The following is a 25,281-nucleotide window of genomic DNA, read 5'->3' as shown; positions in this document are numbered from 1 at the left end:
GCGACCCCGCTCGGGGAACGCCCGTCCTCTACCCTGGAAACTACCGACCCTGGCGGCCACACGTCAACAACTAGTGTCGACGGACTCCGTTCCTCCCTACATATAGTGTTAAGGGCTGGATTCCTGTGGATGGCCGCGAACCGGGGCGTAAGCCCGCGGAGGGTATGGGAGAATCGCCGTGGGGCTCGTCGTCGCCCACAGCACGCAGGCCACTCGACCACCGACTTGTTCACAGACCGTTGACGAATCCGGGGCCGAACCGGACCGCCGCCGGGCCGGGCGCGCGGATTTTCGCTGCGACGCGGGACGTGCTGGACATCCGGGGGCCATCTCACCATAGTCCCGCGCGACGAAGGGGGCCTCCCCCCATTCCCGCGGGCCCGAGCCCCAGAGACGGTCGCGATGGCGCTGAAAGACACCCTGCTTCGGATCTTCACCTGGTGGAGCGGCTCGACCGTCAGCCTGGAATTCTACACCAAGCGCCGCGGCAGCTTCGTGGGTACGGACGAGCTCGGCAACCGGTACTACCGGGCGCAAGGCCCGCTGATCGACGCCTCGGTCGGCTCGGAGCGGCGCTGGGTGATCTATAACGGCTATGCCGACGCCTCGAAGGTGCCGCCCGGCTGGCGCGGCTGGCTCTGCCACGCCACCGACGTGGCGCCCTCCGAGGAGACCTACGTCCCGCGCGAGTGGCAGAAGCCGCACGAGGAGAACCTCACCGGCACGGTGGCGGCCTATCGGCCGCGGGGGTCGCAGCTCTCCTACGGCCAGCGGCCGGCGGCGACCGGCGACTACGTGCCGTGGGTTCCCGGCGAGTAAGGGTTCCTGGCGAATAGGCCGCCCTTTTTCCACCATCCTCCTTGTGTCTATCGCGGGCGGGCCGGGAACGGCCCGCGCGTCCGCGTGACCGGACGCGGGAGACCGGGATTTTGAGCCGGGAGCGATCGGGTTTGAGCCGCATGACTGCACGCCGCGCCGCGGGCGCCTTCCTGCTCCTCGGCGGCGTCGTGCTGGGCGGCGCTCTGACGCCGGCGCCGGCCCGGGCCGACAAGATCCGCAACCCGACCGCGGTGTTCGCCGGCCTCGACAAGATCACCGGCCGCACCGTCTCGTTCGAGGTGGCGGTGGACGAGACGGTGCAGTTCGGCGCGCTCCAGCTCACCCCGCGGGTCTGCTACACCCGGCCCCCGACCGAGAGCGCCAAGACGACCGCCTTCCTGGAGGTCGACGAGGTCACGCTCGAGAACAAGTACCGGCGGATCTTCACCGGCTGGATGTTCGCCTCGAGCCCCGGCCTGCACGCAATCGAGCATCCGATCTACGACGTCTGGCTCGTCGACTGCAAAGGCGGCACCGACCTGATCGCCGAGCCGAAGGAGCAGGAGGACGCGCCGGTGGCCGCCGCCAAGCCCGAGGGCCGCAAGCGTCGCGAGCAGGCGCGCGGCGGCGAGGAGGCGCCTCGTGCCCGCCAGGTCAACCGCCAGGGCCAGGTCGATGTCGAGCCTCTGCGCGGCACGCCGGTGCAGCCGCGTCAGTCGCCGTCGCGGCGCTTCTTCCCGACCAATGACGGGCCGATGCCGGCCGGCGCCGATCCGATGAACCCGAACCCGCGCTGAGGCGCGGGCGGAGGACGGATCGCGTCCGGTCGTCTCAGGTGCGGGTGCGTCGGGATTTCCGTCGTCGCCCTCCCGTTCGGCCCACATCCTGCCGAACGAGCGGATTGCCGGTGTGGAGCGGGCTCGGGCCGGGTGCCCGAAACGTCGATGCCCGGCCATGACCTCCGGTCCTTTCGATGACGATGCGCGATGAGGGGCGCCCGCCTGCCCTGCGCCAAGCCGGGTCACGATCGGGTGGACCCGCCCAAGCGTCCTGAAATTTTTTTGACTGGGTCGCCCGGCCTCGGTCGCAGCCCGCAACGCTGCTTTGACGACATCCGCCTCCTCTTGCGCCTGTTCTCCCTGCGCTGCGATTGATCGACATCGCACGCGATGCCGCCAATTCCTCACCTGCGGCAGGATGGGTCACGTCCCGCAGCGGAACCTCGTGCGGAGTACCCGGTTGTCCGGCGCCTCGCGGCTGCACGTTCGGGCCGTCGCGATAATCCCGAGCAACGACGGATTTTCCGATGACCCCTCAGTTTTGGCTCTGGCTCGGCTTCGCCGGCATGAGCGTGGGCGCCGCCCTCATCCTATTCATCGGCAAGCGCCGTAGCCATGCCGAGGAGGCCGACACCATCATCCACGGCCTGGTGCCGATCATCGCGGCCTGCTCCTATCTGGCGATGGCCACGGGGCAGGGGAGCGTGATGCTGCCGGCGGGGCCGGATGCCGGCACGGCGACCCGGGCGTTCTACTTCGCCCGCTACATCGACTGGTCGTTCACGACGCCGCTGCTGCTGCTCGGCCTCGCCAACACCGCGATGCATAGCGGGATGCGCCGCCCGGCGATCGTGTGGGGCATGATCGGCTCCGACCTGATCATGATCGTCACCGCCTTCGTGTTCGGCCTGACCCAGGTGGCGTGGCTGAAATGGACCTGGTTCGCGATTTCCTGCGGTGCCTTCCTGGGGGTCTATTACGGGATCTTCGTGCAGTTGCGCGAGGAGAACGCCCGGGAGCGCGACGACGTCCGTGCGTCCTTCATGCGCAACGCCATGTTCCTGTCGGTGGTCTGGCTCGCCTATCCGATCGTGCTGCTGCTGGGCGACGACGGCCTCGGCCTGCTCGGGCCGGCGCTCGGCCTCGGGATCATCGCGGTCCTCGATCTGGTAGCGAAGGTCGTCTACGGCCTGATGGCTACGGCACAGACCGCCAAGCGGGTCGACCGCGACCTCGCCGAGGGCAAAGTCACCACGACGGCGCGGCCCCACCTCGCGGCGGCGGAGTAGGACAATGGCGCGCCGGCCCGCCCCGATCCCGGCGCCGGCCAGCGCGCGGCTGATCCCCGTCCCCGTCCCCGGGCCATGGCCGAGCCTTGCCCGGGGAGCGGCCTCCTGCCTGCTCCCCGCCGCCGCGGCCCTCCTTGCCGCGACGGCCCTGCTGCCGCGGGAGGCCGGCTGGGCCGCCGTGCTCGCCCTGGTGATCGGCCTCGGGGTCCCACACGGCGCCCTCGACGGCGAGGTCGCCAAGCCCTTCCTGGCTCCGCGTTTCGGCCGGGCCTGGTTCCCGGTCTTCGCCGCGCCCTACCTCGCGCTCACCGCCGCGGTGCTGGTCGCCTGGCGGGTGGCGCCGGACGCGACGCTCGCCGGCTTTCTCGGCCTCTCGGTTCTGCATTTCGGCTACGAGGATGCCGGTCCCGGCCGGCCCGTCGAGGCGCTGGTGCGCGGCGGCCTGCCGATCGCCCTGCCGGCCCTGGTCCAACCGGACGAGACCGCCCGGATCTTCGCGGTGGTGACCGATACGGCGATGCCGGTCCTGCCGGTCTGGTGGACAATCCTCGCCTGGGCATGGCTCGGCCTTGCGCTCGTCTGGCTGTGCCGCCGGCCGTCCTTCGATCTCCTCGCCGAGCTCGGGGCCTTGAGCCTCGCCTTCCTGGTCCTGCCGCCGCTCAGCGCCTTCGGGCTCTACTTCGTCTGCCTGCACGCGCCCCGCCACATGCGGGCGCTCGCCGAGGATCCGGCCCGGGCGCCCCGGGTCGACGGCATGGGCCGGGCGGTGGTCCTGGCGCTGCCGGTCTTCGGGCTGACGCTGCTGATCGGCCTCCTGCTGTGGCCGACCTACCCTCAGGCGGATGCGGCCGCGCGCCTGCTTGCGGTCACGCTCCAGCTCCTCGCGGCGCTGACCCTGCCGCACCTGCTGTTGGACCGGTGGGTGGAGGGGAGGGGCCGGATGACGACACCGGCGGGCGCCGGACACGATGGATCTCGATCAGAATAGAACGCAGTCCCCTGCTCCCAGACGGGAGACGGGGGACTGCGCTTGACCTTCGATCGTCGGCGAAGCTTACGCCCTGAGCGATGTCGCGCCAGGACTGCGCGGTCGCCGACTCAGTCGATCCCGAACAGCCGTTCCAGGAAGTTCTTGTCCTCCCGGGTCGGCCCACCGCCCCGCGGCGGCGGTGCCTGCCGCGCCGGAGGCTGGCCGCCGCCGACGAGGTCGTCGATCAGCCCGCCGAGGGTCTGCGGCTCCCCGGGGGCCGCGGCGGCGGCGACGGCGTTGCTGCCACGGCGCCAGCGGGCGGCGCCGGGAAGCGGCACCGCCTTGTCGCCGCGCAAGGCCGCGGTCATGACGCGGTTCCAGATCTCGACCGGTAGGTTGCCGCCCGACACCTTCTTCGTCGGCTCGCCGTCGTCGTTGCCGAGCCAGACGCCGGTGACGAGGGTGCCGGAGAAGCCGACCACCCAGGCATCGCGAAAGTCCTGGCTGGTGCCGGTCTTGCCGGCGAGGTCCCAGCCCGGGATGTCGCCCTTCTTGGCGGTGCCGCTGACGAAGACCTCGTGCAGCATCGCGTTCATCATGCCGACCGCGCCCGGCTCGATCACCCGGCCGAGGCCGCTCGCGGCGCGCTTGTAGATGGTGCGGCCGTCGACCGTCTTCACGCTGGCGATCACGTAGGGGATCACCCCCATGCCGCCATTGGCGAAGGTGGCGTAGGCCCCGACGAGTTCGAGCGGCGTGACCTCGGAGGTGCCGAGCGCGATCGAGGCGTTGGCCTGGAGCGGGGAGGTGATGCCGAGGCGCTGCGCCGTCTGCACCACCGCCTTCGGGCCGACCTCCTGGCCGAGCCGCACCGCCACGGTGTTGAGCGAGTGGGCGAGGGCGTCGCGCAGGGTGACGGGGCCGCTGTAGTTGCGCGAGTAGTTCTCGGGGTTCCAGCCCTTGACGGTGATCGGCGCGTCCTCGCGCACGGTGTCGGGGGTCAGGCCGCGCTCGACCGCCGCGAGGTAGACGAAGGGCTTGAACGCCGAGCCGGGCTGGCGCTTCGCCGTGGTGGCGCGGTTGAACTGGCTCTGGGCGTAGTCGCGCCCGCCGATGAGCGCGCGGATCGCCCCGTCCGGGCGCATCGATACAACGGCGCCCTGGCCGACATTGTAGCGTGCGCCCTTCTGGTTCAGCTCGTCGACCAGGGCCCGCTCGGCCACGGCCTGGATCGCCGGATCGACGGTGGTCTGGACCGCGACGTCGGTCTCGATCTTGCCGACGTAGTCGTCGAGCACGTCCATCACGAGGTCGGCGACGTAGTTGGCCGAGCCGCCGCCCTTGGCGCGAGCCGGCTTGGCGGGCTTTGCCAGCGCCGCCTGCACGTCGGCGGGCTTGGCAAAGCCCAGTTCCTGCATCGCCGCCAGCACCTGGGCGGCGCGGGCCTGGGCGGCCGGGAGGTTGCGGTTGGGGGCAAGCCGCGACGGCGCCTGGACCAGGCCGCCGAGCATCGCGGCCTCGGCCAGGGTCACCTCCTTGGCGGGCTTGGCGAAGTAGCGCTGCGCCGCCGCCTCGACGCCGTAGGCGCCGGCGCCGAAATAGACCCGGTTGAGGTAGAGTTCGAGGATCTCGTCCTTGGTGTACTTGTGCTCCAGCCAGAGCGCCAGGATCGCCTCCTGGATCTTGCGCGAGGCGGTGCGCTCCTGGGTCAGGAACAGGTTCTTGGCGAGCTGCTGGGTCAGGGTCGAGCCGCCCTGGGCGACGCCGCGCCGGGTCAGGTTCTGGCCGATGGCCCGGGCGATGCCGACCGGGTCGATGCCGAGATGGCCGTAGAAGCGCCGGTCCTCGATCGCCACGAAGGCGCGCGGCAGGTAGGGCGGCAATTCGCGGATGCTCACCGTGCGTCCGCCGGTCTCGCCACGGTTGGCGAGCAGCGAGCCGTCCGAGGCCAGGATCGCGATGTTGGGCGGGCGCTTCGGGACCGCGAGCTGGTCGATCGGGGGCAGCTGCGAGGCGTGGTAGGCGACGATGCCGGCCACCGCCACCAAGCCCCACAGGCCGAGGATCACCGTGCCGTAGACGAGGGTGCCGAGGAACGAGCGCCGCCGCCGCCGCGGCGCGGCCGCGCGCAGGGCCCGCGCCGGGGCGGGCTTGGAGGATCCCTTGATGGATCCCTTGGCGGATCCCCTGGATGATCCTTTGGAAGCACCTTTGGCCACGTCACCCCCCGCCCGGTCGCCGCGCGAGAGGCGCAGGTCGAGGGACGCCGGGTCCGCGGGTCCGTCCGCCTCGAAGCGCGGCTCGACCCGACCTGTCCGCTCGCGACCCTTCGCCATCCTGCCGAGTTCCCCTTCGCCCCGGACATGCCGGCCTCGCGGGGCACTCAAAAGACCCTAAATGAGGCGGGTTTAAGGGCCGTTAACCGAAATTTTGTCCAAGGATCACCGTGACTTACCCGGTGGAATAGGAGGCTGCGGCAAGCCGTGCCGGAACGGCGCCGGCAAGCGGGCGTTGCGCAGGCTCTGACGAGGAGCCGACATGTTGCACCTGCTGGTGGCGGATGGGAACGACCGGTCGGGCCGCGAGACACATCTCACGGTCTGCGACAAGACTTCCGCCCAGACCTATGCCGGCATCCTGACCACCTTGGCCCCGGATGCGCGCTGCCACCTCGTGGCGCCGGCGGATGCCGATGCGGTGCTGCCCCGGGCACTCGCCGATTGCGACGCCCTGGTGCTCACCGGCTCGACCCTCCACGTCGAGGAAGGCGGTCCCGCCGTGACCCGGCAATGCGATCTGGTGCGGGCTGCGCTCGAGGCGGGCGTGCCGGTCTTCGGCTCGTGCTGGGGCGTGCAGGTCGCCGCCACGATCGCCGGCGGCCGGGCGGCGCGCAACCCGCGGGGGCCGGAATACGGTCTCGCCCGCGCCATCAGCCGGACGCGGGCCGGGACCGGACACCCGCTCCTCGACGGAAGGCCGCCGTCCTGGGACGCGCCGGCGATCCACGACGATGCGGTGATCGACCCGCCGCCGGGTTCCACGGTGCTCGCCGGCAACGACCGCCTCGACGTCCAGGCGATCGAGATCCGGCTCGGCGACGGGGTCTTCTGGGGCACGCAGTACCACCCCGAGCTCGACCTCGACGAGGTGGCGGCGATGCTGCGGCTCTCCGCCGGGGGCGTGGTCGAGGCCGGTTTCTGCGGCGACGAGGCGGCGCTCCACGCCTATGCCGATGCCTTGCGCGACCTGCATCACGACCCGCAGGGGCGGCCCGATCTCGCCTGGCGCCTCGGCGTCACCGCCGAGGTGCTGGTGCCGGAGCGGCGCCGGCGCGAGATCGCGAACTTCCTCGACCGGGTGGTCCGGCCGAGGGCCGGGGCGAAGCGCTGAGGCCTCAGGCCGTGCGCGCGGGGGCGAGGCCCCGCGCCTCCTGCCGCTCTTCGCCGACGAGGTGGAAGGCGGCCGGGCGGCGGAACAGGAACCGCGCCGGGGTGTGGCGGACCAGCCGCTCGATGGCGAGGGGAACGGCGACCGCGGCCAGCGTCACGAAGAGCGAGATCAGCCCGATGTCGTCGATGAGTCCGCTGCGGATCAGCACGGTGCGCAGGCCGGCCATCGGCAGGAAGAAGGCAAGGTAGATCACGATCGAGCGCTCGCCGCAGGCCCGCAACGCGGCGGTGATCGGCCCGCCCGCCTTGGTCAGCAGGGCGGCGCTCGCCACGATGGCGAGCGCCCCGGCGGCCCCGAGCACCAGGCTCACGCCCGGCAGGCTCGCGAGATTGGGGCGCGACGGGATACCGGAGGGCAGGACGGTGAACACGGTCTCGATCACCGCCCAGAGCGCCAACCCGAGGAGCGCCGGACCGGTCCTCGCCCGGACCAGGTCGGCGAGGGCGAAGATGCGGGCGGCGAACAGATACCCGGCGACGAAATAGACGAAGCGCTCGCAGAACTCGTCGATCAGGGTCGACCCGGTATGGATCGGCGCGAGCTGAAGGAGCGCCGCGCCGATCAGCAGCACCGGGCCGGGCACCCGCCGCAGGAGCTTCACGGCGACCGAGAACACCGCCAGCAGGTAGATGAACCACAGGGTCGAGTACGGCTCGACGAGACCGTAGGCGAGGTGGGCCAGGAAGGCGCCCGGGCCCGCGCCCTCGGTGATCTGGGCGTATTTCACCGCAGACTGGAGCACCAGCCACAGCAGGTAGAAATAGGCGAAGTGGACGATGCGCCGGTCGGCGAAGAGCCGCCAGTCGCGGTCGACCACGCGACCGAGGAACAGGCCCGACAGGAGGAAGAAGTCCGGGATCCGGAACGGTTTGGCGAACTCGACGACGTGGTGCATGAAGCCCTCGCCCCCCATCGCCTCGCCGACCCCGAGGGTGGAGTGCATCATCACCACCAGGATGATGCAGATGCCCTTGGCGACGTCGACCCAGGCGAGCCGCCCGGATTCGGACGCGGCGCGCGGGCGCACCGGATCGTCCGGCCGGACCGAGAGGACGGGTTCGGTGTTGGGGCGGGCGGACATCGACGGACTCCACGAAGCCGCCCGAGGCTCGCAGGGAGACGTAAAGAACGGGGCAGAGGCGGCCCGTCGAATCGCCAGGAATGCGGCAATCCGGGATTTACCTTGATGGTTCTTCAACCGGGCTCGGGTGTGCGACCTCCGGGGAGCGCCTGCGTCGACCGGCGACCATGACACCCGCCTCGTCGTTGCGGGGCTGCGTCGTGCCGCCCGGAATCCCGATGCGCAGGTGTCAGAGAACGAAGCGGGTCGACATCCGTTCTCTCGTGGACGACTTGCCGTTCCGGATCCCGGGTTCCGCGTTCGCGGCCTCGGCATGACGAGGAGCATGTCGAACTTGCCAGGGCGGGTCGGGCAGGCGCTCCAGGACTTCGCCGATGTCCCGTCGGATCCGCACGAACCGCACCGGCCAAGCCGGACTTGACCCTGCGGCGCCCCGCTTCCATCTCGGAGCCGCCGGGGCGCGACGGATTCGCGCGTGCGACGGGCTCGAACCGCGATGCCGATCCAACGCCGGGCGGCCCTCACCCTGGCCGTCCTCGCCGTGCTGGTCTTCCTGCTCTACCAGCTGCGCGACGTGCTCCTGCCCTTCGTCGCCGGCGCGGCGCTGGCCTACGCCCTCGATCCGGTCGCGGACCGGCTGGAGCGCCTCGGGCTCGGGCGGCTCACCGCGACGCTGATCATCCTGGCGGTGTTCCTGTTCGGGTTGATCCTCGTCCTGATCCTGGTGGTGCCGCTCGCGGCGAACCAGGTCGCGGCCCTCGTCGCCTCGCTGCCGGCGATGATCGCGAAGCTCCAGGCGATCATCGTCGAGCGGGCTGGGCCCCTGATCGAGCGGGCCGGCGGGCACGGGGCGCTCCAGGAGCTGCAATCCTCCGTCGGCAACCTGATGGGCCAGGCGGTGGCCTGGATCCTCGGCTTCCTGCGCTCGCTGTGGTCGGGGAGCCAGGCGGTCGTCGGCATTGTCTCGCTGCTCGTGGTGACGCCCGTGGTGGCGTTCTACCTGCTGGTCGATTGGGACCGGATGATCGCCACCCTCGACCGCTGGGTGCCGCCGCGCCATCGCGACACCGCCCGGATGCTCGCCCGCGACATCGACGGCGCCATCACCGCCTTCATCCGCGGCCAGAGCCTGGTCTGCCTGATCCTCGGCACGTTCTACGCCGTCGGCCTGTGGCTGGTCGGGCTGAATTTCGGCGTGCTGATCGGCCTGATGGCCGGTTTCCTCACCTTCATCCCCTATGTCGGCTCGCTCACTGGCTTCCTGCTCTCGACCGGCGTCGCCCTGGTGCAGTTCTGGCCCGACTGGGTCTCGGTGGTGCTGACGGTCGGGGTGTTCCTGGTCGGGCAGTTCCTGGAAGGCAACGTGCTCCAGCCCAAGCTCGTCGGCGACGCGGTGCGGCTGCACCCGGTCTGGCTGATGTTCGCGCTCCTGGCCTTCGGCTCGCTGTTCGGTTTCCTCGGCCTGCTGCTGGCGGTGCCGGTGGCGGCGGCCCTCGGCGTGATCGCCCGGTTCGGGGTGAAGCGCTACCTGGAGAGCCGGCTCTACCACGACGGGACGCCGATCCTCGGCGCCGACGCGGCGGTGGTGGTGGCCAAGCCGGTGGTGGCGAAAGCCGTGCCGCCCGCCATATCGAAGCCCTGACCGCTCAGAGACCCCGCGCCCCGCATGTCCGACCAGCCGCGACAGCTCGCCCTCGACCTGCCCGTCGCCCCGCGCTACGGCCTCGAGGACTTCCTGGTCAGCCCCTCCAACGAGGGGGCGTATGCCCGCATCGAGGCCTGGCCCGACTGGCCGGACCGGGTGCTGGTGCTCACCGGCCCGCCGGGCAGCGGCAAGACTCACCTCGCGGCGATCTTCGCCGAGCGGTCCGGCGCCCTCACGGTGCCGGTCGCTGCGGTGACGGCGGAGGCGGTACCGGACCTCGCGCACGCCGACGCCCTGGTGATCGAGGATGCCGACCGGGCGGAGGGCCGCGACGAGAAGGCCCTGTTCCATCTCCTCAACCTCGTGCGCGAGCGGGGCCTCAGCGTCGTGGTGACGGGCTCCGGCCCGGTCGAGGCCTGGGGCCTCGCGACGCCGGATCTGCGCTCGCGCCTGCGCCTCGCGCCCGGCGTGAGCCTCGGGCCGCCGGACGAGGCGCTGCTCAAGGTCGTGCTGGTGAAGCTGTTCCTCGATCGCCAGCTCGTCGTCGATACCAGCGTGGTCGACGCGCTGACCCTGCGCCTCGACCGGTCGCTGGCGCGCGCCCGCGACGTGGTGGCGCTCCTCGACCGCGAGGGGTTGAGCCGGCGCCGACGCATCACCCGGCCGCTGGCGCTCGCCACGCTCGCGGCCCTGGAAGGCGGCGAGGAGGATGGGCGCGACGACGAGGGCGGGGAGGAGCCGGACGACGAGGGTTAGGCCGTCCTTCGCTCGCCCGTGCCACCGGACGCTGCTCTAGGTCTTTGATTTTGCCGGATTTTCCGAGGCGGTCCGGTATCCCCTTCGCCGGGCGCTGCACTAAGTCCTGCCCGACGGGTCCGCAGGGCGAAGTGGGCGGGGTGCCGCCGGCCTTCATGCAAATGTCAAACTGTCCTGTCACCGGGGAGGGCTGCAAGCCCTGACCCGGCGTCGATCCAAGGAGGAGCAAACGTGTCGGACACCGCTGCCGGAGCCAGTGCCATCCCGGTCCTCGACGAGACCGAGGCGACGCCCGTGGCCGAGGGTGCCCGTCACGACGCGACCGAGGGGCTCGCGACTCCCGAGGCGGTGCGCGCCGCCGACGAGGCCGAGGCCGCGCAGGCGGCGGCCCGCCGGGCCAAGGCCGAGGCGGTGGAGGCCGGCCGGGCCCTGCGCCACGAACCCGGCCGTTTCGTGAACCGTGAATTGTCCTGGCTGCAGTTCAACCGCCGGGTGCTGGAGGAGGCCTCGAACACCGGACACCCGCTGCTGGAGCAGCTGCGCTTCCTGTCGATCTCGGCCAACAACCTCGACGAGTTCTTCATGGTGCGGGTCGCCGGCCTGCACGACCAGGTCCGGGCCGGGCTCACCGCGCCCTCCGCCGACGGCCTCTCGCCGGCCGAGCAGCTCGCCCGCATCGACGCCGAGGTGTCGGGCCTCGCCCGCGACCAGCAGCGGCGCTGGCGCGAGCTGCGCGAGTTCCTGCACGAGCACGCCATCGATCTCGTCGAGGCGATGGACCTCACCGCCGAGGAGGCGGCCTGGCTCGAGGACTACTTCCTCCAGCACATCTTCCCGGTCCTGACCCCGCTCGCCATCGATCCGGCGCACCCGTTCCCGTTCATCCCGAATCTCGGCTCGACCATCGCGCTCACCCTGGTGCGGCCGCGCGACGCGCGGGTGCTGCGCGCGCTGATTCGCCTGCCCTCGATCATCGACCGCTTCGTGCGCCTGCCCGATCCGACCGGCAGCGGCACCGCCCGGTTCATCGCCATCGAGCAGGTGATCGTGCTGTTCACGAGCCGGCTGTTCCCGGGCTACCTCGTCAAGGGCCAGGGCAGCTTCCGGGTGGTGCGCGATTCCGACCTCGAGATCGAGGAGGAGGCCGAGGATCTGGTGCGCCACTTCGAGACGGCGCTCAAGCAGCGCCGCCGCGGCGTGGTGATCCGGCTCGAGGTCGATGCCGGCATGCCGGAGGACCTGCGCAACTTCGTCGCCGACGAGCTCGAGATCTCCGTCGATGCGATCTTCCTCGTCGAGGGGATGCTCGCCCTCAACGAGTTGTCCCAGATCGTCGGCATCGACCGGCCGGACCTCAAGTTCAAGCCCTACAACCCGCGCTTCCCCGAGCGCATCCGCGAGAGCGGCGGCGATTGCTTCGCGGCGATCCGCCAGAAGGACTTCATCGTCCACCACCCCTACGAGTCGTTCGATGCGGTGGTGCAGTTCCTGTCCCAGGCCGCCCGCGACCCGAACGTGGTGGCGATCAAGCAGACGCTCTACCGCACCTCGTCGAACTCGCCGATCGTCGCGGCGCTCGCCGAGGCGGCGGAGGCCGGCAAGTCCGTCACGGCCCTCGTCGAGCTGAAGGCGCGCTTCGACGAGGAGGCCAACATCCGCTGGGCCCGCAACCTCGAGAAGGCCGGCGCGCAGGTGGTGTTCGGCTTCATCGAGCTGAAGACCCACGCCAAGCTCTCGATGGTGGTGCGCCGCGAGGGCGACCGCCTGGTGAGCTACTGCCACGTCGGCACCGGCAACTACCACCCGATCACCGCCAGGATCTACACCGACCTGTCGTTCTTCACCGCCGACCCGGTGATCGGCCGCGACGTCTCGCGGATCTTCAACTTCATCACCGGCTATGCCGAGCCGGCGGAGCTGGAGCGGATGGCAGTCTCGCCGCTGACCCTCAAGGCGCGGCTCCTGGAGCACATCGCCGAGGAGATCGCCCATGCGAAGGCCGGGCGGCCGGCGGCGATCTGGATCAAGTGCAACTCGCTCGTCGACACCCAGATCATCGACGCGCTCTACGATGCCAGCGAGGCCGGCGTGCCGATCGACTGCATCGTGCGCGGCATCTGCTGCCTGCGGCCCGGGGTACCGGGCCTGTCGGAGAACATCCGGGTCAAGTCGATCGTCGGGCGCTTCCTCGAGCACGGCCGGGTCTACGCCTTCGGCAACGGCGCCGGGCTGCCGCACCCCAAGGCCCGGGTCTACATCGCCTCGGCGGACCTGATGAGCCGCAACCTCGACCGCAGGGTGGAGGCGATGCTGCCGATCCTCAACCCGACGGTGCACCAGCAGGTGCTCGACCAGATCATGATGGCGAATCTCCTCGACAACCAGCAGAGCTGGCGTGTACTGGCCTCCGGTGCGAGCGAGCGGATCGAGCCCGCCGTGGGCGAGGAACCCTTCAACGCGCACAAGTATTTCATGACCAACCCGAGCCTGTCGGGGCGCGGGAAGGCATCGAAGAAATCGAGTCCGCGCGCGCTCAGCCGGCGCGCCCAGCGCGCCTGACGCGGCGGTCCGGGCCGGTCCCGGGGCCTTTCGTCGGGCGGCGCTCCCGTCATGAGGACCTGGATGGGCCTGGATCAGACCGCCCTGAACGAAGCCGCGCTCGCCCGGATCGAGCCCGGCGCTCCCGTCGCCATCATCGACATCGGCTCGAACTCCGTCAGGCTGGTCGCCTATTCGGGCATCGGCCGGGCGCCGACGCCGCTCTACAACGAGAAGGTCCTGTGCGGCTTGGGCCGCAACGTGCTCACCACCGGCCGCCTCAACGAGGAGGCGGTGCGCCGGGCGCTCCAGGCGCTGGCCCGGTTCCGGGTCCTGTGCGAGACGATGCATGTCGGCCAGGTCTTCGTCCTCGCCACCGCCGCCGCCCGCGACGCCGAGAACGGCCCGGCCTTCCTCGAGGCGGCCGACGCCGCCTGCGGCCACCCGATCGAGCTGCTCTCCGGCCGGCGCGAGGCGGAGCTGTCGGCCTACGGCGTCATCTCGGGGTTCCACGCGCCGGACGGCGTGGTGGGCGATCTCGGCGGCGGTAGCCTCGAACTCGTCGACGTGCGCGGCTCGGCGATCGGCAGCGGCGTGACCATGCCGCTCGGCGGGCTGGCGCTCCAGGACCTCAGCGGTGGCTCGCTGAAGAAAGCCCGCAAGCTCGCTGCGGAAGCCCTCAAGAAGGCCGGCCCGCAGCTCGACACGTTGAAGGGCCGTACCTTCTACGCCGTCGGCGGCACCTGGCGGGCGCTGGCCCGCCTGCACCAGGCGGCGCGCGACTACCGCCTGCACGTGATGCACGGCTACACCATCGAGCCCAACGACGAATTGTCGTTCCTCCAAGTCGTCGAGCAATCCGACGCCGCGACGCTCGCCGCGGTCGAGAGCGTGTCCGAGGCGCGCCGGCCGCTGCTGGCTTACGGGGCGGTGGTGCTGGAGGAGGTGATCCGGTCGGGCCGCCCGCGCGAGATCGCGGTGTCGGCCACCGGCGTGCGCGAGGGCCTGCTGTTCGAGAAGCTCGACGCCGCCGCCCGTGCCCGCGACCCGCTGCTGCTGGCGGCCGACGAGCTCAACCGCCTGCGCTGCCGCAGCCCGGGCCACGGCCCCGAATTGCAGGCCTGGACCGACGCCTTCATGGCGAGCCTGTCGACCCCGGAAACCGCCGACGAGCGCCGGCTGCGCCACGCCGCCTGTCTCCTCGCCGATGTCGGCTGGCGCACCCATCCGGATTATCGCGGCGAGCAGAGCCTCAACGTCATCGCCCACGCCTCCTTCGTCGGCATCGACCATCCGGGCCGGGCCTACCTCGCCGTGGCGGTGTTCTTCCGCCACGAGGGCGTCGCCCCCGAAAAGGCGAGCCCGCTCCTGCGCCAGCTCGCCGGTCCGCGCTTGTTCGAGCAGGCGCGGCTGCTCGGCGCAGTGCTGCGCGTCGCTTTTCCGGTCTCGGTGGCGATGGCGGGTATCCTGCCGCGCACGCCGCTGGCGATGCGCGACGGCGCGATCGTTCTCACCCTGCCGCACGACCTGAAGGACCTCGCCAGCGACCGGTTGTCGAACCGGCTGCGCGGGCTCGGGCGGCTGCTCGGGGTCGAGGCGCGGATCGAAATTGGGGGGTGAGGGGAGATCCCCGCTCTTCGGGGGCGGCTGGCAGGTGACGTCGGATGACCGCCGGTCCGACGCCTGGCCTCAATAATACCCCCGCGCCCTGGCATCGACACGTCGATGCCAAGGCGTCCGGCGCATCAGCGCCGACGCCCGTTCGGGCTTGCCTTGCGCTTTCGAACAGATCTGTTCGAAGGCGCGACGGTATGATAGCCGCTGCCACGTCCCCGGATTCGCGGAGCAATTTCTGGATAGGGCCCCCTTTCCCCTCGGGAGAGGGGACCCGCGCGAGCATCGAAAGTCGACGCTCATCGGCATCGTCCTGTGCCGGACGGACAAAACGTCATCCGTGAAAGAACGACGGTGCGGGGCACGGGTCCCGATGCAGATCCAACCATCTTCCCCGTACGCGCAGATCGCTACCCGACCCGTTCGAGGATCACCTGCCGTTCCGCCGCCGCGTGCCCCCCGATCGAGTAGGCCGCCACGATCGCGGCCTCCGCCCGCGCGGCCTCCGCTTCGCTGCGGGCATGCACCCAGGCCAGCGGCCGCTCCGGCCCCACCTCGTCGCCGACCCCGGCCAGCCCGGTGAGGCCGACGGCGTGGTCGATCGCGTCCTGCGGGCGCGTGCGGCCGCCGCCGAGGCCGATCACCGCGACGCCGACGTCCCGAGTCGCAATGGAGGTGACCCGGCCCGCCTCGGGAGCGTGAACCGGACGGATCACCGGCGCCCGCGGCAGGTGGCGTTCGGGATGCTCGATCAGGTCGGCGGGCCCGCCGAGGGCGGCCGTCATGCGGGCGAAGACCTCCGCGGCACGGCCGGAGGTCAGGGCCTCCTCCAGGCGGGCGGTGGCCTCGATCGTGTCGGGGCTCAAGCCCCCCAGCACCAGCATCTCGGCGCCGAGTGCCAGGGTGACGGCGTGGAAGCGCGGCTCGCGCCGGCGCCCGGCGAGGTAGTCGAGGGCGTAGGCGACCTCGACGGCGTTGCCGGCGGCCGAGGCCAGGGGCTGGTCCATGTCGGTGAGGAGCGCCCGGGTCGGCAGGCCGGCGCCGTTCGCCACCGTGACCAGGCTCTCGGCGAGGCCGCGCGCCTCCTCGGTGCGCGCCATGAAGGCCCCCGAGCCCGCCTTCACGTCCATCACCAGGCCCTGGAGCCCGGCGGCGAGCTTCTTCGACAGGATCGAGGCGGTGATCAGGTCGAGGGATTCCACCGTGCCTGTGACATCGCGGATGGCGTAGAGCCGGCGGTCGGCCGGGGCGAGGTCCGGGGTCTGGCCGATCACCGCGCAGCCGGCCTCGCGGGTGACGCACCGGAACAGGTCGAGATCCGGGGCCGTGGTGTAGCCCGGGACGCTGTCGAGCTTGTCGAGGGTGCCGCCGGTATGGCCGAGGCCGCGTCCCGAGATCATCGGCACGTAGCCGCCGCAGGCCGCGACCATCGGGGCGAGGGGGAGGCTCACCGTGTCGCCGACGCCGCCGGTCGAGTGCTTGTCGAGGACCGGCCCGGGCAGGTCCCAGGTCAGCACCGTGCCCGAGCGCGTCATCGCCCGGGTGAGCGCGACGCGCTCGGGCAGCGAAAGGCCGCGGAAGAACACCGCCATCGCGAAGGCCGCCGCCTGTCCCTCGGTGACCCGGTCCTCGGTCAGCCCGGCGATGAAGGCCTCGATCGCCTCCGGAGGCAGGGCGTGGCCGTCGCGCTTGAGTCGGATCAGTTCCTGCGGCAGCAGCGTCATGGTGCGTCCTGGAGACAGAGGTCAGAGATCGCGGGCGAGGAGTGCCGCGACGAGGCGCCCGACATCGTCGGCCGCCTGCGCCGCCACCCGCTTGGTCTCCGCGTGATGCGGGGCGCCGGACTCGAAACCGGCGGCGTAGTTGGTCACCAGCGAGAGTGCGGCGACCCGCAGGCCGAAGAACCGTGCCAGGATCACCTCGGGTGCCGTCGACATGCCGACGAGGTCGGCGCCCAGGGTCTTCGCCATGCGGATTTCGGCCGGGGTCTCGAAGCTCGGGCCGGAGAACCAGGCATAGACGCCGGCATGCAGCGTGATGGCGCTCTCCGCCGCCGCCGCCGTCAGCGCCGCCCGCAAGGCCGGATCGTAGGCCTCGACCATCGGCACGAAGCGGGTGTCGGACGGCTCGCCGTAGAGCGGGTTCAGTCCCGACAGGTTGATGTGGTCAGTGATCAGCGCGAGGCTGCCGGGCCCGGCCCCGGGCAGGAGCGAGCCCGCCGCGTTGGTGAGGAGGAGCGGCGGCGCGCCCAAGGCCGCCACCACGCCGACCGGCACCCGCATCACCGCGGCGTCGCCGTGCTCGTAGGGATGAGCGCGTCCCTGGAACAGCAGCACCCGTTCCCCGCTCAAGGTCCCCGCCACCAGCCGCCCGGCATGGCCCGACACCCCGGATGCCGGAAAGTGCGGGATCTCGCCGTAGGGCAGGACGATCGTGCCGGTCAGCCGCTCGGCGAGGGATCCGAGCCCGGTCCCGGTGACGAGGGCGAGCCTGTACCCGCCGGCGAGGCCGCGCGCCCGCAGGAAGGCGGCGGCCTCCGCCACGCGCGGATCGTCGGGCGCGCTCACGCGAGATTGTCCGGCCCGAACGAGGCGGGCAAGAGCTCGTCGAGGGTGAAGGTCCGGCGCAGCCCCTCCGGGCCGGCGACGTGGATCGGGGTGTCGGGCCCGGCGAATTCGCGGATGCGCTGGCGGCAGGCGCCGCAGGGCGTGACGAGCGCCGCGCCGTCGCCCAGCACCAGGATGGCGGCGATGCGCCGGCCGCCCTGCGCGATCATCGCGGCGATCGCGCCGGCCTCGGCGCAGGTGCCGACCGGGTAGGCGGCGTTCTCGACGTTGCAGCCGGCATGCACCGCGCCCGCCTCGTCGCGGATCGCCGCGCCGACGCGGAAGCGCGAATAGGGCGCGTGCGCCCGGCCTTGCGCCGCGCGGGCGGCGGAGAACAGGGTCTCAATCGGGTCCATTCTCGGCCCTTGCTCGCTCTCGGGAGCGCGATGGTCGGGGCCGCGATCATGGCCCCGCGCGCGTCCCCCGTCGAGCCCGTCGACAAGCCGGCGCCGGCGCCCTAAACCCTCGGACATGCCGCCTCGGATGGGCCGTTGAGAGGAATGACGCGATGCTGGGACGGTTCGAGCGCGGCGGGTCCGGCGAGGCCGTGGTCGAGTACGGCGACAGCAACCTGCGGGTGGTGCGGCCGGGCCGGTTCGTGCGCTGCGCCGTGACCGGGGTCGAGATCCCCCTCGACGCCCTGCGCTACTGGAGCGTCGAGCGCCAGGAGGCCTATGCCGATCCCGACGCCGTGATGGTGCGCCTGCGGGCGGCGTCACAGGCGCCGTAGCCGTTCCACCAGAATCTCCGCCCCGTCGAGCGCCAGCACCACCGGCAGCGTCGCGACCGGCATGCCGGCGGGGAGCCGCACCCGGTCCTTCTCGGTCGTCACCAGCATGAGATCCCGGCGCGCCGCCTCCGCCGCCAGGCTCTCGGCCTCCGCCGCCGTGAAGGCGTGGTGGTCGGGAAAGGCGCGGGTCTCGCGCAGGTCGGCCCCGAGGTCGCGCAGGGTCGCGAAGAATTTCTGTGGCCGGCCGATCCCCGCGAAGGCCAGGATCCGGCGGCCGCGCAGGGATGCGGCGGCCTCCGGGGCGGGCACCAGCCGCCCGCCCAGGGCCGGCAGCCCTCGCCGCCGCGCCTCCGCCAGGATCCGCGCGCCGGGTGCGCCCTCGCCGATCACCAGGGCGGCGTGGATCCGCGGCCATTGCATCTCGGCCGGGGCCCGCAGGGGACCCGCCGGAACGACAAGCCCGTTGCCGATCCCGACCGCGCCGTCGAACACCGCCAGCGCCAGGTCCTTGACGAGGCTCGGGTTCTGCAACCCGTCATCCATCACCACCACGTCGGCGCCGGCCTCCCGGCAGGCCGCGGCCCCCGCCATCCGGTCGCGGGCGACGATCGCCGGGCCGGCGCGGGCGAGGAGCAGCGGCTCGTCGCCGACATCGCCCGCGCCGTGGCGCGCCGGATCGACCCGCACCGGGCCGGGCAGGCGCCCGCCATAGCCCCGGCTGAGGAAAGCCGGGCGCCGGCCGAGGTCGCGCAGCAGCGCCGCCACCGCGAGAGCGGTCGGGGTCTTGCCGGCGCCGCCGAGGGTGAGATTGCCGATGCAGACCACCGGGCAGGGCGCCGCCGCCCCGGGCCTTACCATCCGGCGGGCGGCGAGCGCGCCGTAGACGGCCGCGACGGGGGCGAGCAGCCGGGCGGCCGGCGTCGGTGCCTCGTGCCACCAGAAGCCCGGCGCCCTCACGAGGCGAACCGCCCGGCGATCTTCAATTGGCAGATGAAGGGTTCGAGGGCGGCCATCGCCCGGTCGGTGGCGCCGCCGGCGGACGCGATCGCCTCATGGCCGGCGCGGGCCAGCGCCTGACGGCCGGCGGCATCGCCCAGGAACTCGTCGAGGGCGGCGGTCAGCTCCTGCCCGTCCCGCACCGCGCGGGCGCCGCCGGCGCGCGCGAGGGCGGCGTAGACCGGGGCGAAGTTGCGCACGTGCGGGCCGTACAGGATCGCGGCGCCGAGGCGGGCCGGCTCGATCGGGTTCTGGCCGCCGTGGCGGGCGAGCGAGCCGCCGACGAAGACGAGCGGGCACAGGCGGTAGAACAGGCCGAGCTCGCCCACCGTGTCGGCGACGTAGAGATCGACCTTGTCGTGCGGCTGGCCGCCCGCCGACCGGCGCCCGACCCGGAGGCCCGCCGCGGTGGCGTCGGCGGCGACGAGAGGACCGCGCTCGGGATGGCGCGGCACCACGATGGTGAGCAGACCCGGATGCCGGCGTGCCAGCGCCTTGTGGGCGGCCGTCGCCGCCGCCTCCTCGCCCGGATGGGTCGAGGCGGCGAGCCAGACCGGGCGGTCGCCGATCACCCCGGCGACCTGGCGCAGCTGCTCGGGATCCGCCGGCGGCGGGCCGGCGTCGAATTTCAGGTTGCCGCCGGCCACGACCCGCGGCGCGCCGAGGCGGGCGAAGCGCTCCGCCTCCTCCTGGCTCTGGGCGAGGCAGAGGGCGACGCGCGACAGGATCGCCCGGGCCACCGCGGGGGTGCGCGCCCAGCCGCGGGCCGAGCGCTCCGACATCCGCCCGTTGACCAGGATCAGCGGCACGCCGCGCGCGTGCAGCGCCAGGATGGTGTTGGGCCACAATTCCGATTCGGCGACCAGCGCGAGGTCCGGCCGCCAATGGTCGAGGAAGCGCGCGACGTAGCGCGGCGCGTCGAGGGGCGCGAACTGGTGCAGGGCGCCGCGGGGCAGGCGCCGCGCCAGCAGCTCCGCCGAGGTGCGGGTGCCGGAGGTGACGAGCACCGTGAAGCCGCGCCCGGTCAGGCGCTCGACGAGGCCGAGGAGCGACAGCGCCTCGCCGATGCTGGCGCCGTGGGCCCAGACCAGGGGACCCGCGGGGCGCGGCCGGCCCGGCCGCCCGGTGCGCTCGGGCAGGCGGACCGGATCCTCCTTGCCGCGCCGACGGCGCCAGGCCAGCAGGCCGGCCAAAGCCGGCTCGCCGGCGATCAGCCCGTAATGGTAGGCGCGCAGCAGCGCCGGAACGCCCTCGTGCCTCATCGGGCGGTCGTCTCCCTGCGGGTATGCACCGGATCGACCCGGCCGACCTGCGCGAAGGCTCGGGCATGCACGGCGTTGAGGTCGGTCTCGATGCGCAGGCGCGCCGCCTCGATCCCGTCCGCGTCGAGGTCGCGGGGCACCGTGATCGGTGCGCCGAAGGCCATCACGCCGCGGCCGAAGGGCAGGCCGAGGCTCGCCCGGTCCCAGCTGTCGAACTGGAGATAGCGGCTCGTCACCACGGCGGTCGGCACGACCGGGCGGCCGGAGAGCCGGGCCAGCATCACGATGCCCTCGCCGCAGCGCCGCGACACCTTCGGCACGTCGGCGCTGAACGCCACCGATTCGCCGTCCTCCAGCGCCTTGAGGCAGCCGCGCAGGGCCGCTACCCCGCCCTTCGCCCACATGTCGCTGGCGCGCCGGGCCCCGGAGCCGCGGATCACCCGCACGCCCATGCGTTCGAGCACCGCGGTGTTCACCCCGCCATCGACCGAGCGGGACACCATGGTGGCGGCCCGGTCCTGCGGCCGGCGCACGAACGGCACCATCAGGTGCTGGCCGTGCCACATGCCGATGATGAACGGCCGCAGCGGCGACAGCCAGTCATAGGCCTCCGGCGGATCGAGGCTGAAGCGGTTGGTGCGCCGCACCAGCGAGAGGTAGCTCGCGCCGAGGAAGCCGAGGCTCTCCTGGGCGGCCCGGCTGCGGGCGATGCGGGTGACGGCGCTCATGCGGGCACTTCGTGGCGGGGACGCTCTCGCGAGGGACGCGCCGATTCCGCCCCGGACAGGGCGCGAGGCCCCCCGCGAATCCGGGCGCCGTCATGCTCCGTTCGGGCCCGCGAGGCAACCGCCGGCAGGTTGTAGCGGCCGGTGGGGACGTGCGGTGCCGCACGCGGGAGGGGGCCTTGCCGGTCCCCGCTTGGGCGGGGGAGACGCCTTGACGACCGAGACGCCGAACCCGGGCGTGGGTCCATTCCCGCTTGGGCGGGGGAGCCTCGGTCGCCTGGTACCTGGACGAGGTCGCCCCGGGTCCATCCCCGCGTAGGCGGGGGAGCCACCGCTGTTGCCGGACGCGTAGCACTGCCCGAGGGTCCATCCCCGCGTAGGCGGGGGAGCCGCTCGCGCAGGCACGAAGCGTCATCCGAGGAGGTGTCCATCCCCGCGTAGGCGGGGGAGCCGTCTATGCGGACCCCTGGACAGACCATTTTGAGGGTCCATCCCCGCGTAGGCGGGGGAGCCGGTGCCACAACGCCGCGACGGCGAGCGATAGGGGGTCCATCCCCGCGTAGGCGGGGGAGCCGCCGGTGCCGGTGACCGTAACGGGGACGAGCCGGGTCCATCCCCGCGTAGGCGGGGGAGCCAGTCTCGAACAGACCCTCGCCCTGTCGCCCGGGGGTCCATCCCCGCGTAGGCGGGGGAGCCTCCTTGTAGCCCTCGTCACCCTCGAACGGCCGCGGTCCATCCCCGCGTAGGCGGGGGAGCCTCCCAGTCCGGGCAGATCGTCGCCACGTCGGCGGGTCCATCCCCGCGTAGGCGGGGGAGCCTTTTCGGCCGAGACCGGCGGGGGCTGCGCGACGGGTCCATCCCCGCGTAGGCGGGGGAGCCGGCCAATACATCGGCTCCCCGTATTTTTACGGGGGTCCATCCCCGCGTAGGCGGGGGAGCCGACGGCGCTGCCTGCTTCTACTGCGACGAGCCGGGTCCATCCCCGCGTAGGCGGGGGAGCCGAGCCCTGACCCTGTCCGACGCCGAGCGCCGCGGGTCCATCCCCGCGTAGGCGGGGGAGCCAGCATCTGCTCGCCCTCAACCCCGAGGGCGGCGGGTCCATCCCCGCGTAGGCGGGGGAGCCCAGGGCCCGAACGACGTGCTTCGGCAAGCCGCGGGTCCATCCCCGCGTAGGCGGGGGAGCCCCGAGGAGGAGGCGGGCCGGGCGACATAAAGGGGGTCCATCCCCGCGTAGGCGGGGGAGCCGCCTGCGCCGGCCCCCGACCCGGCCACGACGGGGGTCCATCCCCGCGTAGGCGGGGGAGCCTCTACGAGCTAAGTCGCTGTCACGATTCACAATATCAAACAACGACGGTGAGATAGGAAAAAATATCTATCTCCTCGTCTCTGGAGAATGCCGGCTCCGGCCTTGGCCGTCCAGCGCGATCGCTCCCTGGTCCCGGCGCGCCGGCAATCCTGCGCTCACCGCAACCCCGCGCCAGCCCTTGTTTAGAATTAGTCCAATCTATAAATTGGAGCCATTCCAAACAGGAGTCCGCCCGTGAAAGCCCTGACCGATCTCACCGAGCGCGAGGTGCTCGCGCTGGCCATCGCCAGCGAGGAGGAGGATTCGCGCATCTATCGCAGCTTCGCCGAAAGCCTGCGGGCCGAGCTGCCGGGCTCGGCCGGGCTGTTCGAGGCCATGGCCGACGAGGAGCAGGGTCACCGCGACGATCTCACCGCCGCCTATCGCGAGCGCTTCGGCGAGCACCTGCCGCCGCTGCGGCGGGAGGACGTGAAGGGCTTCCCGCGGCGCCGGGCGGTGTGGTGGCAGGGGCTCGATGCCGCCCGGCTGCGGCGGGAGGCGCAGGCGATGGAGGAGCGGTCCGCGGGCTTCTACGAGCGGGCGGCGGCGCTGACCCGCGATCTCGGGGTGCGCCAGCTCTTCGTCCGGCTCGCCGAGATCGAGCGCGGCCACGGCCGCCGGGCTGGGGCGCTGACGGCCGAGCAGGAGACCGGCGACGCCGCCGCCGAGGAAGCCCGCGCCGCCCATCGCCTGTTCGTGCTGCGCTACGTCCAGCCGGGCCTCGCCGGGCTGATCGACGGCTCGGTCTCGACCCTGGCGCCGCTCTTCGCCGCCGCCTTCGCCACCCACAACAACGGGCAGACCTTCCTCGTCGGCCTCGCGGCCTCGATCGGCGCCGGGATCAGCATGGGCTTCACCGAGGCCCTGTCCGACGACGGCAGCATCACCGGCCGCGGCTCGCCCTGGCTGCGCGGCGTCGTCTGCGGGGTGATGACGGCGGTCGGGGGCCTCGGCCACACGCTGCCCTACCTGGTGCCGGATGCCTGGCCGAACGCCTTCGCCATCGCCACCGTGCTGGCCGCCCTGGTGGTGGCGGTGGAGCTGCTCGCCATCTCGGCGATCCGCACCCGCTACATGGAGACGCCGTTCTGGCGCGCCGCCCTGCAGGTGGTGCTCGGCGGGGTGATGGTGCTCGTCGCCGGGGTCGTGATCGGGAGCGCGTGAGGCGGTTCCGTCGCCCGATCTCCATGCGGCACCGTGCGCGGGGGGCGGTCGCGAAAGCCGCTCCCGCCACCTTGAAAATGGTCTAGAAACGGCGCGAAGGCCCTGAAGAATCGCCCCCTAAAGAACCGTCCCGAGGAACCGCCGTGCAGACCAGTTTCACCCCCGCGCAGCTCGCCGACCCGGCCATGGCGGCCTCGGAGAAGATCCTGCGCACCTGCGTGCATTGCGGCTTCTGCACCGCCACCTGCCCGACCTACCTGCTGCTCGGCGACGAGCTCGATTCGCCGCGCGGGCGCATCTACCTGATCAAGGACATGCTGGAGGGCGGGAAGCCGGCGAGCCCCGAGGTGGTCAAGCACGTCGACCGCTGCCTGTCCTGCCTGTCCTGCATGACCACCTGCCCGTCAGGGGTGCATTACATGCACCTCGTCGACCATGCCCGCGCCCATATCGAGAAGACCTATACCCGCCCGGCGGAGGACCGTGTCCTGCGGGCGGTGCTGGCCCGCGTGCTGCCCTACCCGAACCGCTTCCGCCTGGCGCTGCTCGGCGCCACCCTCGGCCGTCCGTTCCGGGGCATTGCCGCGAAGATGCCGAAGGTCGGCAACCGGCTGGCCGCGATGCTCGACCTCGCTCCCGGCGCGCTCCCGACCCGCTCGGCCCATGACAGGCCCGGCCGTTTCCCGCCCGCCGGCCCGCGCCGCGGCCGGGTGGCGCTGCTGCGCGGCTGCGCCCAGAGCGTGCTGCGGCCGGACTTCAACGAGGCGGCGATCCGGCTGCTCAACCGCCACGGCGTCGAGGTGGTTCAGGCCAAGGGGGAGGGCTGCTGCGGTGCGCTCACCCATCATATGGGCCACGAGGACTCGTCGCACGCGCTCGCCAGGCGCACGATCGATGCCTGGATCGCCGAGATGGACGGCGAGGGGCTGGACGCCATCGTGGTCACGGCGTCCGGCTGCGGCACCACGATCAAGGATTACGGCTTCATGTTCCGCGACGACCCGGCCTATGCGGCGAAGGCCGCCCGGGTGTCGGCCATCGCCCGCGACGTGACCGAGTACGTGACAGGCCTCGGCCTGTCGGCGCCGGTGGTCGAGACCGACCTCGTCGTCGCCTACCACTCCGCCTGCTCGATGCAGCACGGCCAGGGCCTGCGCACCGAGCCGAAGGCGCTGCTCGCCCGCGCCGGCTTCACCGTGAAGGACGTGCCCGAGGGCCATATCTGCTGCGGCTCGGCCGGGACCTACAACATTTTGCAGCCGGAGCTGGCCGCGCACCTGCGCGCCCGCAAGGTCGCCAATATCGAGCGCGTGCGGCCCGACGTGATCGCCACCGGCAATATCGGCTGCGCCACCCAGATCGGGAAGGGCACGGAGATCCCGATCGTCCACACGGTGGAACTGCTCGACTGGGCCACCGGCGGCCCGCGCCCCGCTGCCCTCGACGGCGTGGCCGACCGGCGCCCGGCGCTGGCGGCGGCGGAGTAGTTCGGCTCAAGACAGAGGCGCTGGT

Annotated in this window: 20 protein-coding genes and 1 CRISPR repeat array; of the genes, 12 read left to right on the top strand and 8 right to left on the bottom strand. The window is 72.2% G+C overall.

The features are described from left to right. Positions 1 to 402 precede the first annotated feature (402 nt). From FF100_RS20995 to FF100_RS20980, 4 genes are all read left to right on the top strand, one after another. Positions 403 to 819 (top strand): NADH:ubiquinone oxidoreductase subunit NDUFA12, encoded by a 417-nt coding sequence (locus tag FF100_RS20995; protein ID WP_139037688.1) that lies wholly within the window; start codon positions 403 to 405, stop codon positions 817 to 819. A 131-nt stretch (positions 820 to 950) separates the two neighbouring features. Beyond that, the gene (locus FF100_RS20990; protein ID WP_139037687.1) at positions 951 to 1,616 is read left to right on the top strand and encodes a DUF2155 domain-containing protein; all 666 of its coding nucleotides are present in this window, start codon (positions 951 to 953) and stop codon (positions 1,614 to 1,616) included. A gap of 509 nt (positions 1,617 to 2,125) precedes the next feature. Next, a complete protein-coding gene (locus tag FF100_RS20985) occupies positions 2,126 to 2,887 on the top strand; it encodes a bacteriorhodopsin (RefSeq protein WP_139037686.1) in 762 nt (253 codons plus the stop codon). Positions 2,888 to 2,891: 4 nt separating this feature from the next. Continuing rightward, the gene (locus FF100_RS20980) at positions 2,892 to 3,875 is read left to right on the top strand and encodes a Brp/Blh family beta-carotene 15,15'-dioxygenase (RefSeq protein WP_139037685.1); all 984 of its coding nucleotides are present in this window, start codon (positions 2,892 to 2,894) and stop codon (positions 3,873 to 3,875) included. A gap of 110 nt (positions 3,876 to 3,985) precedes the next feature. Here the strand turns inward: FF100_RS20980 and FF100_RS20975 are convergent, their stop codons facing one another. Further along, entirely contained in the window at positions 3,986 to 6,193 is a 2,208-nt protein-coding gene (locus tag FF100_RS20975; protein WP_139037684.1) for a transglycosylase domain-containing protein, read from the bottom strand. Between the two features lie 202 nt (positions 6,194 to 6,395). Between FF100_RS20975 and FF100_RS20970 the strand changes: the two genes are divergently transcribed. Continuing rightward, the gene (locus FF100_RS20970) at positions 6,396 to 7,247 is read left to right on the top strand and encodes a type 1 glutamine amidotransferase (protein ID WP_139037683.1); all 852 of its coding nucleotides are present in this window, start codon (positions 6,396 to 6,398) and stop codon (positions 7,245 to 7,247) included. A 4-nt stretch (positions 7,248 to 7,251) separates the two neighbouring features. Here the strand turns inward: FF100_RS20970 and FF100_RS20965 are convergent, their stop codons facing one another. Then, on the bottom strand, positions 7,252 to 8,388 hold the full coding sequence (locus FF100_RS20965; protein WP_139037682.1) for an acyltransferase family protein: 1,137 nt from the start codon (positions 8,386 to 8,388) through the stop codon (positions 7,252 to 7,254). A gap of 496 nt (positions 8,389 to 8,884) precedes the next feature. Between FF100_RS20965 and FF100_RS20960 the strand changes: the two genes are divergently transcribed. The 4 genes from FF100_RS20960 to ppx all read left to right on the top strand — a co-directional run bounded on the left by FF100_RS20960 (position 8,885) and on the right by ppx (position 14,947). Beyond that, positions 8,885 to 10,030, top strand: coding sequence for an AI-2E family transporter (locus FF100_RS20960; RefSeq protein ID WP_425463329.1), 1,146 nt, complete (start codon positions 8,885 to 8,887; stop codon positions 10,028 to 10,030). A gap of 24 nt (positions 10,031 to 10,054) precedes the next feature. Continuing rightward, positions 10,055 to 10,789, top strand: coding sequence for a P-loop NTPase family protein (locus FF100_RS20955; protein WP_139037681.1), 735 nt, complete (start codon positions 10,055 to 10,057; stop codon positions 10,787 to 10,789). Positions 10,790 to 11,083: 294 nt separating this feature from the next. Beyond that, the gene (locus FF100_RS20950; protein WP_425463333.1) at positions 11,084 to 13,348 is read left to right on the top strand and encodes an RNA degradosome polyphosphate kinase; all 2,265 of its coding nucleotides are present in this window, start codon (positions 11,084 to 11,086) and stop codon (positions 13,346 to 13,348) included. 63 nt (positions 13,349 to 13,411) lie between these two features. After that, positions 13,412 to 14,947, top strand: coding sequence for an exopolyphosphatase (gene ppx / locus FF100_RS20945; RefSeq protein ID WP_139037680.1), 1,536 nt, complete (start codon positions 13,412 to 13,414; stop codon positions 14,945 to 14,947). A gap of 404 nt (positions 14,948 to 15,351) precedes the next feature. On the opposite strand, the gene deoA is transcribed toward ppx, so the two are convergent. From deoA to FF100_RS20930, 3 genes are read right to left on the bottom strand one after another with little or no spacing between them, the layout of a single operon-like run. Then, a complete protein-coding gene (gene deoA, locus FF100_RS20940) occupies positions 15,352 to 16,665 on the bottom strand; it encodes a thymidine phosphorylase (protein ID WP_139037679.1) in 1,314 nt (437 codons plus the stop codon). 21 nt (positions 16,666 to 16,686) lie between these two features. Then, positions 16,687 to 17,508: a purine-nucleoside phosphorylase gene (locus FF100_RS20935; protein ID WP_139037678.1), complete on the bottom strand. Its 822-nt coding sequence runs from the start codon at positions 17,506 to 17,508 to the stop codon at positions 16,687 to 16,689. Further along, positions 17,505 to 17,903, bottom strand: a complete 399-nt coding sequence (locus tag FF100_RS20930; RefSeq protein ID WP_139037677.1) for a cytidine deaminase — start codon at positions 17,901 to 17,903, stop codon at positions 17,505 to 17,507. Before FF100_RS20930 ends, FF100_RS20935 begins: the two co-directional genes overlap by 4 nt. A gap of 152 nt (positions 17,904 to 18,055) precedes the next feature. Between FF100_RS20930 and FF100_RS20925 the strand changes: the two genes are divergently transcribed. Further along, complete coding sequence (locus FF100_RS20925) at positions 18,056 to 18,277, top strand: DUF2093 domain-containing protein (RefSeq protein ID WP_139037676.1); 222 nt, start codon at positions 18,056 to 18,058, stop codon at positions 18,275 to 18,277. Here FF100_RS20925 and lpxK read toward each other — a convergent pair. The 3 genes from lpxK to FF100_RS20910 are packed head-to-tail and all read right to left on the bottom strand — an operon-like array spanning position 18,263 to position 21,263. Continuing rightward, positions 18,263 to 19,234, bottom strand: coding sequence for a tetraacyldisaccharide 4'-kinase (lpxK, locus tag FF100_RS20920; protein WP_139037675.1), 972 nt, complete (start codon positions 19,232 to 19,234; stop codon positions 18,263 to 18,265). The genes FF100_RS20925 and lpxK overlap by 15 nt on opposite strands. After that, positions 19,231 to 20,535, bottom strand: a complete 1,305-nt coding sequence (locus FF100_RS20915) for a 3-deoxy-D-manno-octulosonic acid transferase (protein WP_139037674.1) — start codon at positions 20,533 to 20,535, stop codon at positions 19,231 to 19,233. The genes lpxK and FF100_RS20915 overlap by 4 nt, the downstream gene beginning before the upstream one ends. Then, positions 20,532 to 21,263, bottom strand: coding sequence for a lysophospholipid acyltransferase family protein (locus FF100_RS20910; protein ID WP_139037673.1), 732 nt, complete (start codon positions 21,261 to 21,263; stop codon positions 20,532 to 20,534). The genes FF100_RS20915 and FF100_RS20910 overlap by 4 nt, the downstream gene beginning before the upstream one ends. 237 nt (positions 21,264 to 21,500) lie before the next feature. Then, a CRISPR array of direct repeats spans positions 21,501 to 22,566; the repeat unit is 29 nt; unit sequence GGGTCCATCCCCGCGTAGGCGGGGGAGCC. 234 nt (positions 22,567 to 22,800) lie between these two features. Between FF100_RS20910 and mbfA the strand changes: the two genes are divergently transcribed. Both mbfA and glcF read left to right on the top strand, forming a co-directional pair. Then, positions 22,801 to 23,769, top strand: a complete 969-nt coding sequence (gene mbfA, locus FF100_RS20905; protein ID WP_139037672.1) for an iron exporter MbfA — start codon at positions 22,801 to 22,803, stop codon at positions 23,767 to 23,769. A gap of 143 nt (positions 23,770 to 23,912) precedes the next feature. Continuing rightward, the gene (glcF, locus tag FF100_RS20900; RefSeq protein ID WP_139037671.1) at positions 23,913 to 25,256 is read left to right on the top strand and encodes a glycolate oxidase subunit GlcF; all 1,344 of its coding nucleotides are present in this window, start codon (positions 23,913 to 23,915) and stop codon (positions 25,254 to 25,256) included. The last annotated feature ends 25 nt before the right edge of the window (positions 25,257 to 25,281 follow it).

Origin of the sequence: Methylobacterium terricola, from assembly GCF_006151805.1 — a bacterium.
GTDB classification, from domain to species: domain Bacteria; phylum Pseudomonadota; class Alphaproteobacteria; order Rhizobiales; family Beijerinckiaceae; genus Methylobacterium; species Methylobacterium terricola.
The sequence above is the reverse complement of the archived record's forward strand: the minus strand, read 5'-3'. Positions and strand labels throughout refer to the sequence as shown.

Excerpts from the sequence above, each read along its gene's own strand:
- FF100_RS20995 (WP_139037688.1), top strand. The coding sequence starts at position 403 with ATGGCGCTGAAAGACACCCTGCTTCGGATCTTCACCTGGTGGAGCGGC.
- FF100_RS20985 (WP_139037686.1), top strand. The coding sequence starts at position 2,126 with ATGACCCCTCAGTTTTGGCTCTGGCTCGGCTTCGCCGGCATGAGCGTG.
- FF100_RS20980 (WP_139037685.1), top strand. The coding sequence starts at position 2,892 with ATGGCGCGCCGGCCCGCCCCGATCCCGGCGCCGGCCAGCGCGCGGCTG.
- FF100_RS20975 (WP_139037684.1), bottom strand. The coding sequence starts at position 6,193 with ATGGCGAAGGGTCGCGAGCGGACAGGTCGGGTCGAGCCGCGCTTCGAG.
- FF100_RS20970 (WP_139037683.1), top strand. The coding sequence starts at position 6,396 with ATGTTGCACCTGCTGGTGGCGGATGGGAACGACCGGTCGGGCCGCGAG.
- FF100_RS20965 (WP_139037682.1), bottom strand. The coding sequence starts at position 8,388 with ATGTCCGCCCGCCCCAACACCGAACCCGTCCTCTCGGTCCGGCCGGAC.
- FF100_RS20960 (WP_425463329.1), top strand. The coding sequence starts at position 8,885 with ATGCCGATCCAACGCCGGGCGGCCCTCACCCTGGCCGTCCTCGCCGTG.
- FF100_RS20955 (WP_139037681.1), top strand. The coding sequence starts at position 10,055 with ATGTCCGACCAGCCGCGACAGCTCGCCCTCGACCTGCCCGTCGCCCCG.
- ppx (WP_139037680.1), top strand. The coding sequence starts at position 13,412 with ATGGGCCTGGATCAGACCGCCCTGAACGAAGCCGCGCTCGCCCGGATC.
- deoA (WP_139037679.1), bottom strand. The coding sequence starts at position 16,665 with ATGACGCTGCTGCCGCAGGAACTGATCCGACTCAAGCGCGACGGCCAC.
- FF100_RS20930 (WP_139037677.1), bottom strand. The coding sequence starts at position 17,903 with ATGGACCCGATTGAGACCCTGTTCTCCGCCGCCCGCGCGGCGCAAGGC.
- FF100_RS20925 (WP_139037676.1), top strand. The coding sequence starts at position 18,056 with ATGCTGGGACGGTTCGAGCGCGGCGGGTCCGGCGAGGCCGTGGTCGAG.
- FF100_RS20915 (WP_139037674.1), bottom strand. The coding sequence starts at position 20,535 with ATGAGGCACGAGGGCGTTCCGGCGCTGCTGCGCGCCTACCATTACGGG.
- FF100_RS20910 (WP_139037673.1), bottom strand. The coding sequence starts at position 21,263 with ATGAGCGCCGTCACCCGCATCGCCCGCAGCCGGGCCGCCCAGGAGAGC.